This is a genomic window from Saccharothrix obliqua, from assembly GCF_019375475.1.
GTDB lineage: Bacteria > Actinomycetota > Actinomycetes > Mycobacteriales > Pseudonocardiaceae > Actinosynnema > Actinosynnema obliqua.
The window spans coordinates 656,325-675,597 of record NZ_JAHXGQ010000001.1 but is presented as its reverse complement, the minus strand read 5'-3'; the positions used below and the strand labels follow the sequence as shown (position 1 = coordinate 675,597).

General features: G+C 73.1%; 20 protein-coding genes. 14 read left to right on the top strand and 6 right to left on the bottom strand.

Going from position 1 to position 19,273, the window contains the following annotated elements:
• Positions 1-30: 30 nt before the first annotated feature.
• Positions 31-813, bottom strand: coding sequence for a biotin--[acetyl-CoA-carboxylase] ligase (locus tag KZQ38_RS03390; protein ID WP_308258217.1), 783 nt, complete (start codon positions 811-813; stop codon positions 31-33).
• A 174-nt stretch (positions 814-987) separates the two neighbouring features.
• On the opposite strand from KZQ38_RS03390, the gene KZQ38_RS03385 reads away from it, so the two are divergent.
• On the top strand, positions 988-2,619 hold the full coding sequence (locus KZQ38_RS03385) for an acyl-CoA carboxylase subunit beta (protein WP_219438236.1): 1,632 nt from the start codon (positions 988-990) through the stop codon (positions 2,617-2,619).
• Positions 2,616-2,834 (top strand): acyl-CoA carboxylase subunit epsilon, encoded by a 219-nt coding sequence (locus KZQ38_RS03380; RefSeq protein ID WP_219438234.1) that lies wholly within the window; start codon positions 2,616-2,618, stop codon positions 2,832-2,834. The genes KZQ38_RS03385 and KZQ38_RS03380 overlap by 4 nt, the downstream gene beginning before the upstream one ends.
• A 286-nt stretch (positions 2,835-3,120) precedes the next feature.
• On the opposite strand, the gene KZQ38_RS03375 is transcribed toward KZQ38_RS03380, so the two are convergent.
• Entirely contained in the window at positions 3,121-3,564 is a 444-nt protein-coding gene (locus KZQ38_RS03375; RefSeq protein ID WP_219438232.1) for a hypothetical protein, read from the bottom strand.
• A gap of 37 nt (positions 3,565-3,601) precedes the next feature.
• Between KZQ38_RS03375 and KZQ38_RS03370 the strand changes: the two genes are divergently transcribed.
• Both KZQ38_RS03370 and KZQ38_RS03365 read left to right on the top strand, forming a co-directional pair.
• Positions 3,602-4,207, top strand: coding sequence for a Maf family protein (locus KZQ38_RS03370; RefSeq protein WP_219438229.1), 606 nt, complete (start codon positions 3,602-3,604; stop codon positions 4,205-4,207).
• 175 nt (positions 4,208-4,382) lie between these two features.
• Positions 4,383-5,705 carry a dicarboxylate/amino acid:cation symporter gene (locus tag KZQ38_RS03365; RefSeq protein ID WP_219438228.1) on the top strand — a complete coding sequence of 441 codons (1,323 nt, stop codon included), beginning with the start codon at positions 4,383-4,385 and terminating at the stop codon, positions 5,703-5,705.
• A 44-nt stretch (positions 5,706-5,749) separates the two neighbouring features.
• Here the strand turns inward: KZQ38_RS03365 and KZQ38_RS03360 are convergent, their stop codons facing one another.
• Positions 5,750-6,421, bottom strand: a complete 672-nt coding sequence (locus KZQ38_RS03360) for a hypothetical protein (protein ID WP_219438226.1) — start codon at positions 6,419-6,421, stop codon at positions 5,750-5,752.
• 114 nt (positions 6,422-6,535) lie between these two features.
• On the opposite strand from KZQ38_RS03360, the gene KZQ38_RS03355 reads away from it, so the two are divergent.
• The 8 genes from KZQ38_RS03355 to KZQ38_RS03320 all read left to right on the top strand — a co-directional run bounded on the left by KZQ38_RS03355 (position 6,536) and on the right by KZQ38_RS03320 (position 12,941).
• Positions 6,536-8,323 carry an acetyl/propionyl/methylcrotonyl-CoA carboxylase subunit alpha gene (locus KZQ38_RS03355; RefSeq protein ID WP_219438224.1) on the top strand — a complete coding sequence of 596 codons (1,788 nt, stop codon included), beginning with the start codon at positions 6,536-6,538 and terminating at the stop codon, positions 8,321-8,323.
• A 10-nt stretch (positions 8,324-8,333) separates the two neighbouring features.
• Positions 8,334-8,720 (top strand): DUF1707 SHOCT-like domain-containing protein, encoded by a 387-nt coding sequence (locus tag KZQ38_RS03350; RefSeq protein WP_219438222.1) that lies wholly within the window; start codon positions 8,334-8,336, stop codon positions 8,718-8,720.
• Positions 8,717-9,310: an HAD family hydrolase gene (locus KZQ38_RS03345; protein ID WP_219438220.1), complete on the top strand. Its 594-nt coding sequence runs from the start codon at positions 8,717-8,719 to the stop codon at positions 9,308-9,310. The genes KZQ38_RS03350 and KZQ38_RS03345 overlap by 4 nt, the downstream gene beginning before the upstream one ends.
• Positions 9,303-9,548 carry a hypothetical protein gene (locus tag KZQ38_RS03340; RefSeq protein ID WP_219438218.1) on the top strand — a complete coding sequence of 82 codons (246 nt, stop codon included), beginning with the start codon at positions 9,303-9,305 and terminating at the stop codon, positions 9,546-9,548. The genes KZQ38_RS03345 and KZQ38_RS03340 overlap by 8 nt, the downstream gene beginning before the upstream one ends.
• Before the next feature lie 180 nt (positions 9,549-9,728).
• A complete protein-coding gene (locus KZQ38_RS03335) occupies positions 9,729-10,313 on the top strand; it encodes a DUF3558 domain-containing protein (RefSeq protein WP_219438216.1) in 585 nt (194 codons plus the stop codon).
• A 137-nt stretch (positions 10,314-10,450) separates the two neighbouring features.
• Positions 10,451-10,831: a transcriptional regulator gene (locus KZQ38_RS03330; protein ID WP_219438214.1), complete on the top strand. Its 381-nt coding sequence runs from the start codon at positions 10,451-10,453 to the stop codon at positions 10,829-10,831.
• A 29-nt stretch (positions 10,832-10,860) separates the two neighbouring features.
• Positions 10,861-12,141 (top strand): PPE domain-containing protein, encoded by a 1,281-nt coding sequence (locus KZQ38_RS03325; protein WP_219438212.1) that lies wholly within the window; start codon positions 10,861-10,863, stop codon positions 12,139-12,141.
• The gene (locus KZQ38_RS03320; protein WP_219438210.1) at positions 12,141-12,941 is read left to right on the top strand and encodes an ESX secretion-associated protein EspG; all 801 of its coding nucleotides are present in this window, start codon (positions 12,141-12,143) and stop codon (positions 12,939-12,941) included. Before KZQ38_RS03325 ends, KZQ38_RS03320 begins: the two co-directional genes overlap by 1 nt.
• Positions 12,942-13,075: 134 nt before the next feature.
• Here the strand turns inward: KZQ38_RS03320 and KZQ38_RS03315 are convergent, their stop codons facing one another.
• Entirely contained in the window at positions 13,076-13,525 is a 450-nt protein-coding gene (locus KZQ38_RS03315) for a gamma-glutamylcyclotransferase family protein (RefSeq protein ID WP_219438208.1), read from the bottom strand.
• Positions 13,526-13,641: 116 nt separating this feature from the next.
• Here KZQ38_RS03315 and KZQ38_RS03310 point away from each other — a divergent pair, with 116 nt between their 5' ends.
• Entirely contained in the window at positions 13,642-15,042 is a 1,401-nt protein-coding gene (locus KZQ38_RS03310; protein ID WP_219438206.1) for an NAD(P)H-quinone dehydrogenase, read from the top strand.
• 41 nt (positions 15,043-15,083) lie between these two features.
• Here KZQ38_RS03310 and glpK read toward each other — a convergent pair whose 3' ends face one another.
• Complete coding sequence (gene glpK, locus KZQ38_RS03305; protein WP_219438204.1) at positions 15,084-16,589, bottom strand: glycerol kinase GlpK; 1,506 nt, start codon at positions 16,587-16,589, stop codon at positions 15,084-15,086.
• Between the two features lie 19 nt (positions 16,590-16,608).
• Positions 16,609-17,349, bottom strand: a complete 741-nt coding sequence (locus KZQ38_RS03300) for an MIP/aquaporin family protein (protein ID WP_219438202.1) — start codon at positions 17,347-17,349, stop codon at positions 16,609-16,611.
• Between the two features lie 187 nt (positions 17,350-17,536).
• On the opposite strand from KZQ38_RS03300, the gene KZQ38_RS03295 reads away from it, so the two are divergent.
• A complete protein-coding gene (locus KZQ38_RS03295) occupies positions 17,537-19,273 on the top strand; it encodes a glycerol-3-phosphate dehydrogenase/oxidase (RefSeq protein ID WP_219438200.1) in 1,737 nt (578 codons plus the stop codon).

The following is a 19,273-nucleotide window of genomic DNA, read 5'->3' as shown; positions in this document are numbered from 1 at the left end:
GGTCCTTTCGCCAGGCACTGGTGCCGGCTCTCACCGTACCCGCAGGTGCACCACGTCCCCGGCGGAAATCACGTGGTCCGCGCCGGACTCGTCGCGCACCTCCAGCGTGCCGTCCGCCGCCACCGCGCGGGCCGTGCCGGACAGCTCGCCACCGGCCAGCCTCACCAGCACCGGGCGGCCGAGCGTGCCGCAGTGCCGGCGGTACTCGTCCAGCACGCCGGCGCGCTCCGGGTCGCCGCCCGCCTCCCGCCACCGGCGCTCCAGCCCGGCCAGCTCCGCCAGCAGGGTCAACGCCACGTCGGCGCGGTCGACCGGCCGGTCCGCGTGGTCCGCCAGGCTGGTCGGCGCCAAGCCGCCCGCGCCCGGTTCGACGTCCGGCGGCAGCGGCGCGACGTTCACGCCGATGCCCACCACCACCGCGTGGTCGCCGGTGATCTCCGCCAGCACGCCGGCCGCCTTCGCGCCGCCCACCAGCAGGTCGTTGGGCCACTTCAGCTCCGCGGTCACGCCGAACGACGCGGCCGTGCGCACCAGCGCCACCCCGGCCAGCAGGGTCAGCCACGGCAGCCGCCACGCGGGCACGTCGGCCGGTTTGAACAACACGCTCACGTAGAGGCCACCGCCGGGCGAGACCCACCCCCGGCCGCGCCTGCCCTGACCGGCGGTCTGCTCCTCGGCGATCAGCACCGAGCGGTCGACCGTCTCGGTGCGCAGGTCGGCGTTCGTCGACCCGGTCGAGGCGACCACGTCGAGCTTGGCGTAGGGACCGACGAGCCGGGCGCGCAGCGCTCCGGCGTCCAGTGGCGTGCTCACGGGACCGAGCCTAGGAGCGGCCCGCCCCACGCGCTGTCGGAGCGGTGTGGATCGTGGGGCGGGCCACCCCGCACAGCCTGCGACCTCGACCCCGGTGGAGGTCAAGCCCCGTGCGCACGCGGACCCCCGGTCCGTCCCCGAAGTGACGCCGGCGGTCAACTAGGGTGCCTGGTCATGAGCAGTGCGACCGCCCCCTCCGGCGAGGAGCCGGACGTCCACACCACGGCCGGGAAGCTGGCCGACCTGCGCCGCCGCAACGACGAGGCCGTGCACGCCGGTTCGGCGCGGATGGTGGAGAAGCAGCACGCCAAGGGCAAGAAGACCGCCCGCGAGCGGATCGAGCTGCTGCTCGACCCGGGTTCGTTCGTCGAGCTGGACGAGCTGGCCCGGCACCGGTCCACGAACTTCGGGCAGGAGCGCAACCGGCCCTACGGCGACGGCGTCGTGACCGGCTACGGCACCGTCGACGGCCGTCCGGTGTGCGTGTTCAGCCAGGACGTCACGGTGTTCGGCGGCTCGCTCGGCGAGGTGTACGGCGAGAAGATCGTCAAGGTGATGGACCTGGCGGTCAAGACCGGTCGGCCGATCGTCGGCATCAACGAGGGCGGTGGCGCGCGCATCCAGGAGGGTGTCGTGTCGCTGGGCCTGTACGGCGAGATCTTCCGCCGGAACGTGGCCGCGTCGGGTGTCGTGCCGCAGATCTCGCTGATCATGGGCGCGAACGCGGGCGGGCACGTGTACTCGCCGGCGTTGACCGATTTCGTGGTCATGGTCGACCAGACGTCGCACATGTTCATCACCGGCCCGGACGTCATCAAGACCGTCACCGGCGAGGACGTCGGCTTCGAGGACCTGGGTGGCGGTCGCACGCACAACACCAAGTCGGGCAACGCGCACTACCTCGCGGGTGACGAGGAGGACGCGATCTCCTACGTGAAGGACCTGCTCTCCTACCTGCCCGCGAACAACATGTCCGAGCCACCGGTGTTCGACGCCCCGGACGACGTGGTCACCGGTTCGGTCGAGGAATCCGTCACGGACGAGGACCGCGAGCTGGACGTGCTGATCCCGGACTCGGCGAACCAGCCGTACGACATGCACGAGGTGATCACCCGCGTGCTGGACGACGGCGAGTTCCTGGAGGTGCAGCCGCTGTTCGCGCCGAACATCCTGGTTGGGTTCGGCCGGGTGGACGGGCGTTCGGTGGGTGTCGTGGCCAACCAGCCGACGCAGTTCGCGGGCTGCCTGGACATCGACGCGTCGGAGAAGGCCGCGCGGTTCGTGCGGACGTGCGACGCGTTCAACATCCCGGTGCTGACGTTCGTGGACGTGCCGGGATTCCTGCCGGGGACGGACCAGGAGTGGAACGGCATCATCCGCCGCGGCGCGAAGCTGATCTACGCGTATGCCGAAGCGACGGTGCCGTTGGTGACCGTGATCACGCGCAAGGCGTACGGCGGCGCGTACGACGTGATGGGGTCCAAGCACCTGGGTGCGGACATCAACCTGGCGTGGCCGACGGCGCAGATCGCGGTCATGGGCGCGCAGGGTGCGGCGAACATCGTGCACCGCAAGACGCTGGCGAACGCCTCGGCCGAGGGGCAGGACGTCGACGCGCTGCGTGCCGAGTTGCAGCAGCAGTACGAGGACGCCCTCTGCAACCCTTACGTGGCGGCGGAACGCGGCTATGTTGATGCTGTGATCCCACCCTCGTACACGCGGGCGCACGTCGCGCGGGCGCTCTCGATGCTCCGCGACAAGCGCGAGGTGCTGCCGCCCAAGAAGCACGGGAACATCCCACTATGAGCGAACACCCGTACCTGCGCGTCGTCCGCGGCAACCCCGACGACGTCGAACTGGCCGCACTCACCGCGGTCGTGGCGGGCTTGTCGGGCCCGGCCGCGGCGAACGGCGCGGGCACCCGACCACGCCCGTCGGCGTGGTCGGACCGGTCCCGCCTCGTCCGCCACCCGCTGCCGCACGGACCCGGCGCGTGGCGCGCCTCCGGCCTGCCGCGCTAGGGGCTGTCTGCGGCAGCCGGAGCGCGGCCCGGACCACCCCGCCGGCGCGAGGAGGACGGCGGCGGGGCAGGGCGCTAACTATCAGGCAGGCTCCCTGAAAGTTTCACGGGCCGACAGCTTGCAGGACCACCCCGCCGACGCGGGGAGGGCGGCGGGCGGGCAGGGCCGCCCTAATTATCAGGCAGGCTCCCTGAAAGTTTCGCGGCGGCGACAGCTCGGTTCGAACGGTCCCGCCTCGCCACCCGCTGCCCCCGGACCAGGCGCACAGCGCCTCCGGCCTGCCGCGCTAGCAGTCCACCCGGCGGCTGCTCACCTGGACGCCGTCGCCGAGCACCATCACCTCGCGGCACCGGGCGCCGTCGGGCAGGTCCAGCCGCAGCCGCAACCAGACGTCGCCGCCGGGCGGGTGCAGGCGGGTGTCCAGCACCTCCACCCCGTCCGCGGCGACGGCGCCCGGCACGCGGGCGGGATCGCCCTGCGACCGCGCGGCGGCCGTGACGGCGTCCATCACCCGGTGCTCGGCGAGATCGGCCACGTTGGCGAACGGCCAGAACGGCACGCCGTAACCGACCGGGTCGGTGGACACCACCAGCGCCGCGACCGCCGCCAGGAGGACGACGGGCACGGCGAACCACCACCGGAGCCGGCCACGTGCCCGTTCGGCCCGGCGGACCACCAGAGCCCAGCGCTGCACGCGTTCGAGGTTGCCGAACCCCGCGTCGGCGCGCATCGGTAGTTCTACGCACCGCCACGGTTAGGGTGCCGACGTGCGATTCGTTCTTGCTTCCGCCTCACCCGCCCGCCTCACCGTGCTGCGCAACGCCGGCGTCGAGCCGGTGGTCCGCGTGTCCGGCGTCGACGAGGACGCCGTGGCCGCCGCCCTCACCGACCCGAAGCCCACCGAACTGGTCACGGCCCTCGCCGTGGCGAAGGCGGAGGCGATCGCGGCCGACGAGCGGGACGCCGTGGTCGTCGGCTGCGACTCGATGCTGCTCACCCCGGACGGCGCGGTGGAGGGCAAGCCCGGCACGGCGGACGTGGCGCGTGAGCGGTGGCGGCGGATGGCCGGGCGGGCGGGCACGCTGCTGACCGGGCACGCCGTGCTGCGCGTGGTGGACGGCCGGGTCGTGGACCGCGCCGCCGACCACGAGGCCACGGTGGTGCGGTTCGGCACGCCGACGGACGCCGAGCTGGAGGCGTACCTGGCGTCCGGCGAGCCGCTGGGCGTGGCGGGCGCGTTCACGCTCGACGGGCGTGGCGGGTGGTTCGTGGAGGGCATCGAGGGCGACCCGTCCAGCGTCATCGGCATCAGCCTGCCGCTGACCCGCCGGCTGCTGGCCGGCATCGGGGTCGGGGTGTCCGACATCTGGTAGCCGTTGTCACATTTCCGCAGATCCGGGAAGCTCCCCTGAGCAGGAGGCGTTGGGGGAGCCGATGAACGAATTGCTGACGCGCCGCCGTCACATCGACTTCGGGCGCCGGACGAGCACGGGTTGTCGCGGCTGACGCCGCCCCCCGTCGTCCCCGCGCACCCACCCGGAGCCCGCTATGTCGTTCATCCGCACCTACACGAAGCCGAAGGTCTTCGGCGTGACCGTGCTCGCCGCGCTCGTCCTGGGCGCGCTCGCGGGCTGGCTGGCGAAGACCGCCGAGCTGTCCTGGCTGGCCACGACGTTGAGCAAGATCGGCGACGTGTTCACCAGCCTGCTCCAGTTCACAGTGATACCCCTGGTGTTCACGGCCATCGTCGTGGGCATCACCAGCCTGCGCCGGCTCGGCGGCGCGCGGGCGGCCCGCCTCGGCGGCAAGACGGTCGGCTGGTTCGCCCTCACGTCGTTGATCGCCGTGCTGATCGGGCTGGTCATCGCGATCGTCTTCAAGCCGGGCTCCGGCGTCCAGGTGACGCCGTCGGAGGCGGCGGTGAAGAAGCTGGCGAGCCGCGAGGGCGGTTCGTGGGACGCGCTGCTCGACAACCTCGTGCCGTCGAACCTGTTCAGCGCGTTCACCGACGGCCAGGTGCTCCAGGTGGTGTTCATCGCGATCCTGGTGGGCTTCGCCGCGTACGCGCTGGGTGACAAGGCCGCGCCGTTCGTGACGTTCACGCGCTCGGCGTTCGACCTCGTGCAGAAGATCGTCGGCTGGATCGTGCTGTTCGCGCCGATCGGCGTGTTCGGCCTCCTCGGCACGGCGTTCGCGACCTACGGCAACTCGTTCGTGCAGCCGCTGTTCAGCCTGATCGCGTCGGTGTACGGCGGGACGCTGCTGGTGCTGTTCGTGGTGTACCCGGTGCTGCTGCGGTTCGTCGGCAGGGTCAGCCCGGTGACGTTCTTCTCGAAGGCGTGGACGGCGATCCAGTTCGCGTTCGTGTCCCGGTCGTCGGGCGCGACGCTGCCGCTGAGCAGGCAGACCGCCGCGAACCTGGGCGTGGACGCCGACTACGCGTCGTTCGCGGTCCCGCTGGGCACGACCACCAAGATGGACGGTTGCGCCGCGGTGTACCCGGCGATCGCCACGGTGTTCATCGCGAACCTCTTCGGCATCCAGCTCGGGCTGTGGCAGTACGTCGCCATCGTCGCGGTCGCCGTGTTCGGCGCGCTGGCCACGGCCGGCACCACCGGCTGGTTCACCATGCTGACGCTGACCCTGGGCGCGGTGAACCTGCCGCCGGAGGTCATCGCGACCGGTGTGGCCGTGGTGTACGCCATCGACCCGATCCTGGACATGGTCCGCACCGCGACCAACGTCGCGGGCCAGATCACGGTGCCCGTCCTGGTCGCCCGCTCCGAGGGCCTGCTGGACGACGAGGTGCTGAACGCGCCGAGCGAGCCGCCGCTGCTCTCCGGCCCCGGCGCTACGCCCGTACCCGCCTGATCGACCGCGAAGGCCCGGCACACCGCCGCCGGGCCTTCGCCGCGTCACGTCCCGCAGGGTCGGAGCTGAGCACGGGCAGGCGCGACGTCCGGCCAGCCGGGCAACTGCTCGGCGGCCGGCACGACGGCGGTGCAGCCCACCGCGGGCTGGGCCGCCACCAGCGAGAACACCTGCGCGAACCGCCGCGCGCAGGACGCCTCCGGCCCGCACGCCCGCTGCACCGCGACCACGTCGGCGACACCGTCCGCGTCCACGTCGTGCAGCCCGAGGTACGCGCCGTCCGCCACGTACGGCAACTGCGCCCGCGTCCACGCGGTGCCCCGGCGGACCAGCAGCTCGCCCCACACCTCTTCGCCGACCGGGCCGCGCACCAGGCACACGGCGACCTCCGCCGCCACGCACTCCAGCGACCGGTCGGTGACCGCCGCGCCCGACTCGGCGATGGTCACCTCGAACACGTTGCGCCCGGACGCGCCGCTGGTGCGGATGCGGCCGACGCCCTCACCCACCAGCACCTCCACCACGTCCTGGCCCACCTCCGCGCGGTCCACGACCCGGCACGCGACCGAGCCGCAGCGCAGCTCGTCGGAGGACGCGGCGGTGACGGGCGCGACCGGCGCGGGAGGGCGCAGTGACCAGGCGAAGACCATGCCCGCGATAGTGATGGACACGGCCGCGAGGGCGGTGAACAGCGCGGCGGCGGGCGGACGTGTCACGATGCCGATTGTCCCACCCGCACGTGAGCTGTCTCTCCGCCGCGCGCTACTGGTGGGTCACTAAACTCCCCGTCCATCGCCACTCCACACCAGCGTTGCAGGAGGTAGGACGTCGTGTCGCTGCGCAAGGTCCTCGTCGCCAACCGCGGTGAGATCGCCGTCCGGGTCATCCGCGCCTGCCGGGACGCCGGCCTCGCCAGTGTCGCCGTCTACGCCGACCCGGACCGCGACGCACCCTTCGTCCGCCTCGCCGACGAGGCGTTCGCCCTCGGCGGCAGCACGCCCGGCGACAGCTACCTCTCCGTCGACAAGCTGCTGGACGTCGCCAAGCGCGCCGGCGCGGACTCGGTGCACCCCGGCTACGGCTTCCTGTCCGAGAACGCCGATTTCGCCCAGGCCGTCGCCGACGCGGGACTGACCTGGATCGGGCCGACCCCGCAGGCCATCCGCGCGCTGGGCGACAAGGTCACCGCCCGCCACATCGCGATGCGCGCGGGCGCGCCGCTGGTGCCCGGTACGAAGGACCCGGTGTCCGGTCCGGACGAGGTGGTCGCGTTCGCGCGGGAGCACGGCCTGCCGGTCGCGATCAAGGCGGCGTTCGGCGGCGGCGGGCGCGGCCTGAAGGTCGCCCGCACGTTGGAGGAGATCCCCGAACTGTTCGACAGCGCGGTGCGCGAGGCCGTCGCGGCGTTCGGCCGCGGCGAGTGCTTCGTGGAGCGCTACCTGGACAAGCCGCGCCACGTGGAGGCGCAGGTGCTGGCCGACCAGCACGGCAACGTGGTCGTCGTCGGCACGCGTGACTGCTCGCTCCAGCGCCGCCACCAGAAGCTGGTGGAGGAGGCGCCCGCGCCGTTCCTGACCGACGCGCAGCGCGCGGAGATCCACCGGTCCGCGCGCGCCATCTGCCGGGAGGCCGGCTACCACGGCGCGGGCACGGTGGAGTACCTGGTCGCGTTGGACGGCACGATCTCGTTCCTGGAGGTCAACACCCGGCTCCAGGTCGAGCACCCGGTGAGCGAGGAGACCGCGGGCATCGACCTGGTGCGCGAGCAGTTCCGCATCGCGGCGGGCGAGCGGCTCCGGTTCACCGAGGACCCCGCGCCGCGCGGCCACTCCATCGAGTTCCGCATCAACGGCGAGGACGCGGGCCGCAACTTCCTGCCCGCGCCCGGCGTGGTCGCCGAGTTCGTCGCACCGAGCGGGCCCGGCGTCCGCGTGGACGCGGGCGTGGAGAGCGGCACCGTGATCGGCGGCCAGTTCGACTCGCTGCTGGCCAAGCTGGTCGTGACCGGCGAGGACCGGGCGCAGGCCCTGGAGCGGGCGCGGCGGGCGCTGGACGAGATGGTCGTGACGGGCATGGCGACGGTCCTGCCGTTCCACCGCCTGGTGGTGCGCGACCCGGCCTTCGTCGGCTCCGAGGACGGCTTCACCGTGCACACCCGGTGGATCGAGACCGAGTTCGACAACACGGTGCCGCCGTTCACCGGCGACGCGGAGACCACCGACGACGAACCGCGGCAGACCGTGGTGGTCGAGGTCGGCGGTCGGCGGCTGGAGGTGTCGCTGCCCGGCGACCTCGCGGCCGGTGTCGCGCCGAAGTCCGCCGCGAAGGCCAAGCCGCGCAAGCGCGGTGGCGGCAAGGGCGGCGCGGCGGTGTCCGGCGACGCGGTGGCCGCGCCCATGCAGGGCACCATCGTGAAGGTGGCCGTGGCGGACGGGCAGCGGGTCGAGGCGGGTGAGCTGGTCGTCGTGCTGGAGGCCATGAAGATGGAGAACCCGGTGACCGCGCACAAGGCGGGCGTGGTCACCGGCCTGGCCGCCGAGCCCGGCGCGGCCGTCGCCCAGGGCGCGGTCATCTGCGAGATCACGGACGACACCGACATCGCGGGCGGCACCGCATAAGCTCGGACACGTGGGTGACCAGGACATCCGGATCGGCGACGCGGAGCGCGAGGACGCGCTCCGCCTGCTCGGCGAGCACCTCGCCGAGGGCAGGCTGGCGGTCGACGAGTACGGCGACCGGTCGGCGCGCGTGACCACCGCCCGCACGCGGGGTGAGCTGCTCGCCCTGTTCGCCGACCTGCCCGCGCCGCGGCCGGTGTTCGGGGCGGTGCCACCGCTGCGGCAACCCGCCGTGCGACCCGGCCGCTTCCAGCTCGAACCACGCGTGGCCGCAGCGATCGTCCCGGTGGTGGGGCTGCTCTGCGTGATCGCGTTCTTCGCCTTCCGCACGCCCCTGGTGTTCCTGCTGGTGCCCGCCGCGGCGCTGCTGATCGGCCGGTGGGGCAACCGCCGATGACCCTGGTGCTGCTCGACCTCGACGGTGTGCTGCGCGCGTTCGGGCCGGACGACCCGATCGAGGACGCGCACGGGCTGCCGCGCGGCGTGCTCGCCCGCACCGCGTTCGCGCTCGCCGGACCGGCGATCCTGGGCGAGGTGGCGGACGCGCGGTGGCGGCGGGAGGTGGTCGACGCGCTGGCCGTCGACTTCGGTGAGGCGAAGGCGCGTTCGGCGGTCGCCGCGTGGTCCCGCGTCGGCGAGGTCGTCCCCGAAGCGCTGGCACTGGTCCGGCGGGTGCGTGCGCGGCACCGGGTGGCGTTGTTCAGCAACGCGACCGACCGGCTGGCCGCCGACCTGCGCGTGCTCGGCCTGGACCGCGAGCTGGACGACGTGGTCACGTCGGCGGAGCTGGGCGCGGCGAAGCCCGGACCCGAGGCGTTCCGGAAGGCGTTGGCCCGGCTGGGCGTCCCGGCGGCGGAGACCGTGTTCTGCGACGACCGCGCGGACAACGCGGCCGGCGCGGTCGCGGTCGGGATCGACGGCGTGCACACGCCGGACGCCGTCGCGCTGCACGCCGCCCTGCACGCGCGCGGGCTGCTCGATGGGTGAGTTCCTGCTGCTCGTCCTGCACGACCGGGACGCGGCCGAGCACGTCGCGCACCGGTTGCGCACGGCGGGCTGGGCGCCGGGCGCGGTGCACCGGGACCTGCTGGCCGGCGAGGACGACGCCGAGGACGCGGACTGGGTGGTGGAGCTGGCCACCGCGCCCGGCGGCGGGCCCGCGCACGGGCGTCGCGCCGAACTCGAAGCGCTGGCCGAGGACCACGACGGCTTCGTGACGGACTGACCTCGCCGCGTGGGCGGTGTGCGACCGGTTGGCGAACCCCGCGTCCGGCGAGGCCCGCTGCCGGGTGACGCCCGGTGCACCGCGTGACCGCACGGCGCGGCGGCCGAACGGGTCGCGGCCGGGTGCGGCTTCCGGTCCGGGGGTCCACAAGCCGTGTGGACACGGCTACGGTAGGTGCTCATGAGGGCCGCACGTTCGATCGTCGCGCTCACCGCGTCGGCGCTCGTCGCGTGCACCCCCACGCCTGAGGAGAAGGCCGACGGGCATGTCGAGGAAGCACTCTCCGTGACGACCACGACGACGTTATCCCTCCCGCCACGCCCCAAAGCGGTGCCCTTGGACGGCCTGGACCCGTGCGACGTGCTGTCCACCGAGCAGCGGCTGCGGCTCAGCCTGGACAACCCGCCCAGCTCGTACGTCGAGTCGAGCTTCGGCAACGCGAAGGCGTGCACCATGCGCAGCAACATCAGCGGCAACGTGGTGCGGCTCGCGCTGGTCACGGTGGAGGGCGTCGGCGTGTGGCTGAGCGAGAACGCGCAGGTCGACGCGAGGGTGACGGCGGTGGCGGGTTTCCCGGCGCTGACCGTGCGGACACCGGGGATGGACGACGTGTGCAACGTCGAGGTGGACGTGGCCGACGGGCAGTTCCTGGACGTGATGTTCCGCGACGGCGGCAACAGGACCAGGGTGAAGCAGGACGTCCTGTGCCAGGGCGCGCAACGGGCGGCAGAGGCGGCGGTGGCCGGTTTGCTGCAACGCGGCTGACCCGCGTGGGGGAAGTGGGTCGCACCCACTCCCCGCTGTCGGACCGGGTGGCTAGAGTGACCGTGCTGACGGAACCCGCCGGCCCGACCGGCGGTCGAACCCGGTGCAGACGACAGAGGAAGACGGGGAGGTCGTCCATGCCGTCGGAAGACCGCGGTCGTGGTGCGGACACGGGCGGCACGCCGCCGTCGGTGTCGCACACCCTGAACGTGGAACCCAGCGCCATACCCAGTCTCCGCAGCGCGTTCGCGGGCGCGTTGTCGAAGCTGGACCAGCAGATCGAACTGGCCCTCACCGAGGTCCGCGTGCGCCCCTGGGCGGGCGACCCGGTGAGCCAGGACGCCGCGCAGCGGTTCAACCAGCGCTCGCTGGAGTCGGGCGACTCGGCGCTGACCGCCCTGCGCGACTACCAGCAGCAGCTCAAGGGCGCGATGGACGCGCTCGCGCTGGTCGAGCAGCAGTACCGGTCCATCGAGGACGACAACACCGGGTTGATGGGGCAGCAGGGCGGCCGCTGAGCGCCCGTCGCAGGCAAGGGGAATCTTCAATGCCCGATGGACACCGCTGGAACGGCTACAGCCACCAGGAGCTGTACGAGAAGATCCACGCCGGGCCCGGTCCGCAGGCGTCGCACGCCTCGGTGGAGCGCTGGGCGGGTGTCTCGGCCGCGCTGTCCGAGATCAACGCCGAGCTGCTGACCGGCGTGCTGAAGTCGGGCGCGTCCTGGGAGGGCGCGGCGGCCGACCAGGCGCGGCAGGGCATCAACCCGCTGGCCGCGTGGGCGGACGACGCCCGCGGCGGCGCGGAGGTGATGCGCCTGTCCGCCGAACTCCAGGCCGACTACATCGCGAAGGCCCGCGCGGACATGCCGCCGCCGGTCAAGGTCACGGCGGAGGACCCGGGCCTGCTGCTGACCGGGCTGACGCACCTCGTGGGCGGGCAGACGGACTACGAGAAGCAGGAGCGGGCGCAGAACGCGGCCGAGCAGCGGGCACGCGAGGTGATGACCACCTACGCGTCGTCCACGACGTCGAACGTCAGCACGCTGGGCCAGTTCCACCAGCCGCCGCAGCTCTTGATCTCCGCACCGGACCTGGTCCGCAACGGCGACGTCGGCGTGGGCGGCCACCACGGCTACCTCGGCGGGCGCGGCGGCCACGGCTGGAACCGAGGCGGGTGGCAGCGCGGCGGCGGGCGCGGTGAGCGCGGCCGGTACCCGGGGCAGTCGCGGCCCGTGGCCCAGCCGGGCGGCACGACCGGCACGTCCGGCACCTCCGGTTCGACCGCCGGCACCACGCCGGGCAGCACGCCCGGTGCGACGACGCGCACCGCGAACGGCGGCCCGGCCACGTCCTCCGCGCACCCCGTGCTCGGCGTGGGCGGTGTGCTCGGCGGTGCGGCGCACGGCCGCGACGACCGCCGGAAGTCCTCCTCCGACACCACGACCGAGCAGCACCAGTTGGCGAACCCCGCCGACCAGCCGCTGGGCAGGCCGAGCGGCACCACCGCGGCCAGCTCGGCGGATTTCGGCGCGATCGCGGCGGCCAACGCGCAGCACGCGGCGGCCGGTTCGAGCGCGGCGCCGGGCAGCGTGCTCGGCGCGGGCCAGCAGAACAGCGGCGACACCGTCCACAAGCGCACCGTCGGCGTGCCCGCCGCGCCGCAGCAGCAGGCGTTCGACCCGTTCGGCGGGCTGGGTCGCGGACGGGCGGACGAGGAGGAGGACGGCACGCACAACGGCGCCGACTACCTCCGCGAGACCGATGACATCTACGGCGTCGGCGGGATCATCTCGCCGCCGGTGATCGGGGAGAGCACCACCAGTTGATGACGACGTTCGGTGTGGACCTCGGCGTGCACGACGTCCGCGAGCCCGTGACCATCTCCGCGCTGGAGTTCGACGTGCTCTGGGAGCACCTGCGGCTGGAGACCATGCCGCTGGTGCTGAAGGTGCCGTCGCCGGGTCGGACGCACGAGGAGCGGGCGGAGCTGGAGCGGCGGGTCTGGGCGGGCCTGGACCGCCGCGGCCTCGGCCGCCCCGTGTCGCTGGACCCGTTGCTGGAGGACCTGCTGCACCTGCTGGACCGGCCGCAGCAGGAGGTCGACGGCAGGCTGTGGCTGGGTCGCAGCGTGCGGGTGCTGGCGGCGGCGAAGGGGCAGTCGGCGGTGCTGGCCGTGCTGGACGGCGACCGGCTCACGCTGCGCCCGGCGTCCAGCGAGGGCCTGCCCCGGGAGGCGTTGAGCGTGCTGCCGCCCGCGCCGGCCGGTCCGGGCCACTCGGTGACGCTGCCGAGCGCGGACCTGGACGCGGCGGCTGCCGCGGCGGGCACGCCGGACAAGCTGGAGGCGGCGCTGCGGGCACGCGGCACGCGGGCGGAGGACGCGCGGACGCTCGCCGAGATGTTCCAGGACGCGGGTCACCGCGGCCAGTTCGGCGCGGCCGTCCGCGACAAGTGGGGCAAGCGGGTGCGCCCGGAGCACGTCGTGGCGTTCTTCGACAACCCGCACGGCCGGTACGTGCAACTGCGCCGCGCCGCGCCCGGGCAGGAGCCGTGGAGCACGGTGTCACCCGCCGACCCGCGTCGGCTGGCCCAACACCTCACCGACCTGCTGCCGCCAACCCGGTAGGCCGGGTCCGGGTTCGCCCGACCTCCCCCCGCCGGCAGGGCGGTCCGGCGTCGAGGACCGGCCCTGGTGCCGACCCCCGGTGGGATCACCCCCCGGTCCGGGTGGGACCGGCTCGCGGCCCCACCCGGCGTGGATCACGGTCCGATGCCCCGGCACGGCCGGGTGCGCAGGTCGGCCACGTAGTCGTCGGGCGCGCCCGCCGCCTCCGCGGCGTCGGCCACCACCCCGATGTACCGGGCCGACGGCAGGCCGCCCTCGTAGGCGTCCAGCACGTACAGCCAGGCCGTGACCGAGCCCTCCAGGGTCTGCACCCGGAGGCGGATCTTCTTGTAGAGGCCGAGCGCGCCCTCCCACCGGTCGAGGCGGGACTCGTCCCTCGGGCTGACGTCGTAGAGGACGCAGAACACCTGCGCGTCCGGGTCCTCCACGATCGTGGCGAGCGCGCCCTCCCAGCCGAGGTCCTCGCCACCGAACGACAGACGCCAGCCGACGAGCCAACCGGTCCCCGCCATGGGGGAGTACGGGGCTCGCTCCATCATCTGGTTCGGGTCCATGTTGGACCCGTACGCGGCATAGAGCGGCACGCCCACAGCCTAGCGACCCCGCGATCACCGCGAGGCACCAGAAGACCGGACGACACGCGTCGGAACCCGACCGCGTACGGTTGTCCCGGCCGCAGCTGAACTGAGGAGGACGTGTCGTGACCCGCATCGTCATCATGGGCGGCGGTCCCGCTGGTTACGAGGCGGCGCTGGTCGCGGCCCAGCACGGCGCCGACGTGACCGTCGTCGAGAACCAGGGCGTCGGGGGCGCGTGCGTGCTCTACGACTGCGTGCCGTCCAAGACGTTCATCGCCTCGGCGGGTGGCCGCAGCGCCTTCCGCAACGCCGGTGAGCTGGGCATCCGCACCTCCGACACGGAGGCCGCGGTCGACCTCCCGGTGGTCCACGGCCGGGTCAAGGGCCTCGCGCTGGCGCAGTCCGCCGACATCCGGGCCCGCCTCCAGCGCGAGGGCGTCCGGATCGTCAACGGCCGGGCCCGGTTCTGCGACGACGAACGCGGCCTCGCCCAGCACCGCGTGGTGGTGAGCGGCGACGACGGCGACGAGGTGCTGCCCGCCGACGTGGTGCTGATCGCGACCGGCGCGACGCCACGCGTGCTGCCCGGCGCGGAGCCGGACGGCGAGCGGGTGCTGACCTGGCGGCAGATCTACGACCTGCCGGAACTGCCGGAGCACCTGGCCGTGATCGGCTCGGGCGTCACGGGCGTCGAGTTCGCCTCCGCCTACACCGAGCTGGGCGTGAAGGTGACCATGGTGTCCAGCCGGGACCGCGTGCTGCCGCACGAGGACGCCGACGCGGCGGCCGTGCTGGAGGACGTGTTCGCCGAACGCGGCACGGCCGTGGTGAAACACGCCCGCGCGAGCCGCGTGGAGAACGTCGGCGACGGCGTCCTGATTCACCTGGAAGACGGTCGCACGATCGAGGCCAGCCACGCCCTGATGACGGTCGGCTCGGTGCCCAACACCGCGGACATCGGCCTGGAGCGGATCGGTATCGAGCCGGGGCGCGGCGGCTACATCACCGTGGACCGCGTGTCCCGGACGACGGTGCCCGGCGTGTACGCGGCGGGCGACTGCACGGGCGTCCTGCTGCTCGCCAGCGTCGCCGCCATGCAGGGCCGCATCGCCATGTGGCACGCGCTGGGCGAGGGCGTCAGCCCGATCAAGCTCAAGACGGTCGCCGCGAACGTGTTCACCAACCCGGAGATCGCGACGGTCGGCATCAGTCAGCACGCGATCGACTCCGGCGAGGTGCCCGCGCGCACCGTGGTGCTGCCGCTGGCCACGAACCCGCGCGCCAAGATGGAGGGCCTGCGGCGTGGCTTCGTGAAGCTGTTCTGCCGCCCGGCGACGGGCGTGGTGATCGGCGGCGTCGTGGTCGCGCCGAACGCGAGCGAGCTGATCCTGCCGATCGCGCTGGCCGTGCAGAACCAGCTCACGGTGGAGGACCTGGCCACCACGTTCTCCGTGTACCCGTCGCTGACCGGCTCGATCACCGAGGCGGGCCGCCAGCTCATGCGGCACGACGACCTGGACTGAGCCGGTCGGGGCGTCGCCCGCGGGCGACGCCCCGACCGGTGTCACTCCACCCAGTCGAAGGTCCTGGTCACGGCCTTCTTCCAGTAGTGGTACCGCTGTTCGCGGGACTCCGCGTCGAGCTGCGGCTCCCACTGCTTGTCCCGCGCCCAGTTCTGCCGGACGTCGTCCTCGGACGCCCAGAACCCGACGGCCAGGCCCGCCGCGTACGCCGCGCCCAGCGCGGTCGTCTCGTTCACCACCGGCCGGATCACCGGCACGCCCAGGATGTCCGCCTGGAACTGCATCAGCAGCTCGTTGACCACCATGCCGCCGTCGACCTTCAACGACGTCAGCGCCACGCCCGAGTCGGCGTTCATCGCGTCGATCACCTCGCGGCTCTGGAAGGCCGTCGCCTCCAGCACCGCCCGGCACAGGTGGCCCTTGTTGACGTACCGGGTGAGGCCGACGATCGCGCCACGCGCGTCGGACCGCCAGTGCGGTGCGAACAGGCCGGAGAACGCGGGCACGAAGTACGCGCCGCCGTTGTCCTCCACCGCGCGCGCGTGCTGCTCGACCTCGGCGGCGGTGCCGATGATGCCCAGGTTGTCGCGCAGCCACTGGACCAGCGAGCCGGTGACGGCGATGGACCCCTCCAGCGCGTACACCGGCGCGGCGTCGCCGAGCTGGTAGCACACCGTCGTGAGCAGGCCGTTCTCGCTCATCACCTTCTCCGTGCCGGTGTTGAGCAGCACGAAGTTGCCGGTGCCGTAGGTGTTCTTCGCCTCGCCCGGCGACAAGCACGCCTGCCCGAAGGTCGCGGCCTGCTGGTCGCCGAGGATGCCGGCGATGGGGATGCCCGCGAGGGCGCTGCGCACCCGCACGTGCCCGTACACCTCGGACGACGACTTGATCTCCGGCAGCATGGACAGCGGGATGCCCATGTCGGCCGCGATCCCGGCGTCCCACTGGAGCGTGTCCAGGTCCATCAGCAGGGTGCGGGACGCGTTCGTCGGGTCGGTGACGTGCACGCCGCCCTCCACGCCGCCGCTGAGGTTCCACAGCACCCAGGTGTCCATGTTGCCGAACAGCAGGTCGCCCGCCTCGGCGCGCTCCCGCGCGCCCTCGACGTTGTCCAGCACCCACTTGACCTTCGGCCCGGAGAAGTACGTCGCCAGCGGCAGGCCGGTCTTCGCCCGGTACCGCTCCTGGCCGCCGCCGAGCGCGCCCAGCTCACGGCAGATCCGGTCGGTGCGGGTGTCCTGCCACACGATCGCGTTGTAGACCGGCTCGCCGGTGGTGCGGTCCCACACCACGGCCGTCTCGCGCTGGTTGGTGATGCCGACCGCGGCGATCTCCGCGATGGTCAGGTCGCCGCGGGCGAGCGCGCCGGCCGCGACCTGCCGGGTGTTCGTCCACACCTCGACCGGGTCGTGCTCCACCCACCCGGCCCGCGGGAAGATCTGCTTGTGCTCGACCTGGTCCACCGAGACCACCCGGCCGGAGTGGTCGAAGACCATGCACCGGGTCGAGGTCGTGCCCTGGTCGATCGCGGCCACGTACTTGGTCATGCGTCGTCCTTTCGTGTGGTCAGACCGGGAGGGCCAGGTAGAGCAGGGCCGCGAGCAGGCCGCCGACCAGCGGGCCGACCACCGGGACCCATGCGTACCCCCACTCCGCGCCGCCCTTGCCGCGGATGGGCAGCACGGCGTACGCGATGCGCGGCGCGAGGTCGCGCGCCGGGTTGATGGCGTACCCCGTGGGTCCGCCGAGCGAGTTGCCGATGCCGATCACGACGAACGCGACGCCCGCGTAACCCAGCGCGGAGTTGCCGAACTGCGGTACGCCGTCCTGCGCGGCCTTCGCGCCGGGGCTCAGCAGCACCCAGATGACCAGGACGAACGTGCCGATCACCTCGGTCAGCACGTTCCACGCCGGCGCGGGCACGGTGGGCGCGGTGCAGAAGATGCCACGGGTGCCGCGCGGGTCGTCGTGCGTGTCGAACTGCTTCTTGTAGGCCAGCCACGCGAGCACGGCGCCGATGAACGCGCCGAGCATCTGCCCGGCGACGTAGTACGGCACGGTGCCCCAGCCGACCTTGTCGGCCACGGCCAGGCCGAGGGTGACGGCGGGGTTGAGGTGCGCGCCGCTCGGCGCGGCCACGCTCGCGCCCGCGAACACCGCGAAACCCCAGCCGAAGTTGATCAGCAGGTAGCCGCCGCTGTTGCCGGCGGTGTTCTTCAGGACGACGTTCGCGACGACGCCCGCGCCCATCAGGATCAGGATCGCCGTGCCGACCGTCTCGTAGGCGAAGACCTCGCCGTTGCCCATTCGCCGACCTCCTCGCGTTGGCAAGGGGCGGCGCACCGTGCCCGGAGCCGGCCGCGCTGCCCGCCCAACGATGTGCTCTGACGCTAGTTCCGGTGGTGATCGGTTGTCCACGGTGGCGTACCCGTGGGTAACGTGGTCAAGTCAGTCCTGGTCGGACCAGTCGTCAGTATCAGGGAGGCGTTGCCCAGTGGCCACGCGCAAGCCGCCGGCGGAAGCCGCCACCACAGCCCGCCTCGGACCCGGCGAGCGCGAGGACTCCTGGCAGCGCCTGGGATCGGGGACCTTCGACCTGGTGATCGTCGGCGGGGGCGTGGTCGGCGTCGGCGCGGCCCTCGACGCCGCGACGCGTGGCCTGCGGGTGGCGTTGGTGGAGGCGCGCGACCTGGCGTCCGGCACGTCCAGCCGCTCCTCGAAGCTGTTCCACGGCGGCCTGCGGTACCTGGAGCAGCTGGAGTTCGGCCTCGTCCGCGAGGCGCTGCGGGAGCGGGAGCTGATGCTCACCCGGATCGCGCCGCACCTGGTGAAACCGGTGAGCTTCCTGTACCCGCTGACGCACCGGATCTGGGAGCGCCCGTACACGGCGGCCGGGCTGCTCATGTACGACACGATGGGCGGCGCGCGCTCCGTGCCCGGCCAGAAGCACCTCACCCGGGCGGGCGCGCTGCGGCTGGTGCCGGCCCTGCGGCGGGACGCGTTGATCGGCGGCATCCGGTACTACGACGCGCAGGCCGACGACGCGCGGCACACCATGATGGTCGGCCGCACGGCCGCCCACTACGGCGCGGTCGTGCGAACGTCCACACAGGTCATCGCGTTCCTGCGGGAGGCGGACCGGGTGTCCGGCGTGCGCGTGCGGGACGTGGAGGACGGTCGCGAGGTCGACGTGCACGCGCACGCCGTGATCAACGCGACCGGCGTGTGGACCGACGAGTTGCAGCGCCTGTCGGGCAGCCGCGGCCGGTTCCGGGTGCGGGCCAGCAAGGGCGTGCACATCGTGGTGCCGCGCGACCGGATCGTGTCGGAGTCCGGGTTGATCCTGCGCACCGAGAAGTCCGTGTTGTTCGTGATCCCGTGGCGGAATCACTGGATCGTGGGAACCACGGACACCGACTGGAACCTGGACCTGGCGCACCCGGCGGCCACCAAGCACGACATCGACTACCTGCTGGAGCACGTGAACTCGGTCCTCGCGACACCGCTGACGCACGACGACATCGAGGGCGTCTACGCCGGGCTCCGGCCGCTGCTCGCGGGCGAGAGCGAGTCGACGTCCAAGCTGTCCCGCGAGCACGCCGTGGCCCGCGTCGCGCCGGGACTGGTGGCGATCGCGGGCGGCAAGTACACGACGTACCGGGTGATGGGCGCGGACGCCGTGGACGCGGCGTCGGTCGACCTGCCGGGCCGCACCCAACCGTCCATCACGGACCGCGTGCCGCTGGTCGGCGCGGACGGCTACCACGCGCTGGTGAACCAGGTGGACCAGCTCGCCACCCGCTACGGCCTGCACCCGTACCGGGTGCGCCACCTGCTCGACCGCTACGGGTCGCTGGTGCACGAGGTGCTGGGTTCCGCCGACCCGGAACTGCTCAAGCCGCTGCCCCACGCGCCGGACTACCTCCAGGTGGAGGTGGTGTACGCGGCGTCGCACGAGGGCGCGCTGCACCTGGAGGACGTCCTCACCCGGCGCACCCGGATCTCCATCGAGTACCCGCACCGGGGCGTGGACTGCGCCCGGCAGGTGGCGGAGCTGGTGGCGCGGGTGCACGGCTGGGACGAGGCACGCGTGACGCACGAGGTCGAGGTGTACACGGCCCGCGTGGAGGCCGAGCGGGCGTCGCAGACCGAACCCGACGACCAGGCGGCGGACGCGGTGCGGTCGGCCGCGCCCGAGGCGCGCCCGGAGCTGGTGGAGCCGGTGGGCTGA

Coding starts and splice junctions, on each gene's coding strand:
- KZQ38_RS03385 (WP_219438236.1), top strand. CDS start 988: ATGAGCAGTGCGACCGCCCCCTCCGGCGAGGAGCCGGACGTCCACACC.
- KZQ38_RS03380 (WP_219438234.1), top strand. CDS start 2,616: ATGAGCGAACACCCGTACCTGCGCGTCGTCCGCGGCAACCCCGACGAC.
- KZQ38_RS03375 (WP_219438232.1), bottom strand. CDS start 3,564: ATGCGCGCCGACGCGGGGTTCGGCAACCTCGAACGCGTGCAGCGCTGG.
- KZQ38_RS03365 (WP_219438228.1), top strand. CDS start 4,383: ATGTCGTTCATCCGCACCTACACGAAGCCGAAGGTCTTCGGCGTGACC.
- KZQ38_RS03345 (WP_219438220.1), top strand. CDS start 8,717: ATGACCCTGGTGCTGCTCGACCTCGACGGTGTGCTGCGCGCGTTCGGG.
- KZQ38_RS03340 (WP_219438218.1), top strand. CDS start 9,303: ATGGGTGAGTTCCTGCTGCTCGTCCTGCACGACCGGGACGCGGCCGAG.
- KZQ38_RS03335 (WP_219438216.1), top strand. CDS start 9,729: ATGAGGGCCGCACGTTCGATCGTCGCGCTCACCGCGTCGGCGCTCGTC.
- KZQ38_RS03330 (WP_219438214.1), top strand. CDS start 10,451: ATGCCGTCGGAAGACCGCGGTCGTGGTGCGGACACGGGCGGCACGCCG.
- KZQ38_RS03325 (WP_219438212.1), top strand. CDS start 10,861: ATGCCCGATGGACACCGCTGGAACGGCTACAGCCACCAGGAGCTGTAC.
- KZQ38_RS03320 (WP_219438210.1), top strand. CDS start 12,141: ATGACGACGTTCGGTGTGGACCTCGGCGTGCACGACGTCCGCGAGCCC.
- glpK (WP_219438204.1), bottom strand. CDS start 16,589: ATGACCAAGTACGTGGCCGCGATCGACCAGGGCACGACCTCGACCCGG.
- KZQ38_RS03300 (WP_219438202.1), bottom strand. CDS start 17,349: ATGGGCAACGGCGAGGTCTTCGCCTACGAGACGGTCGGCACGGCGATC.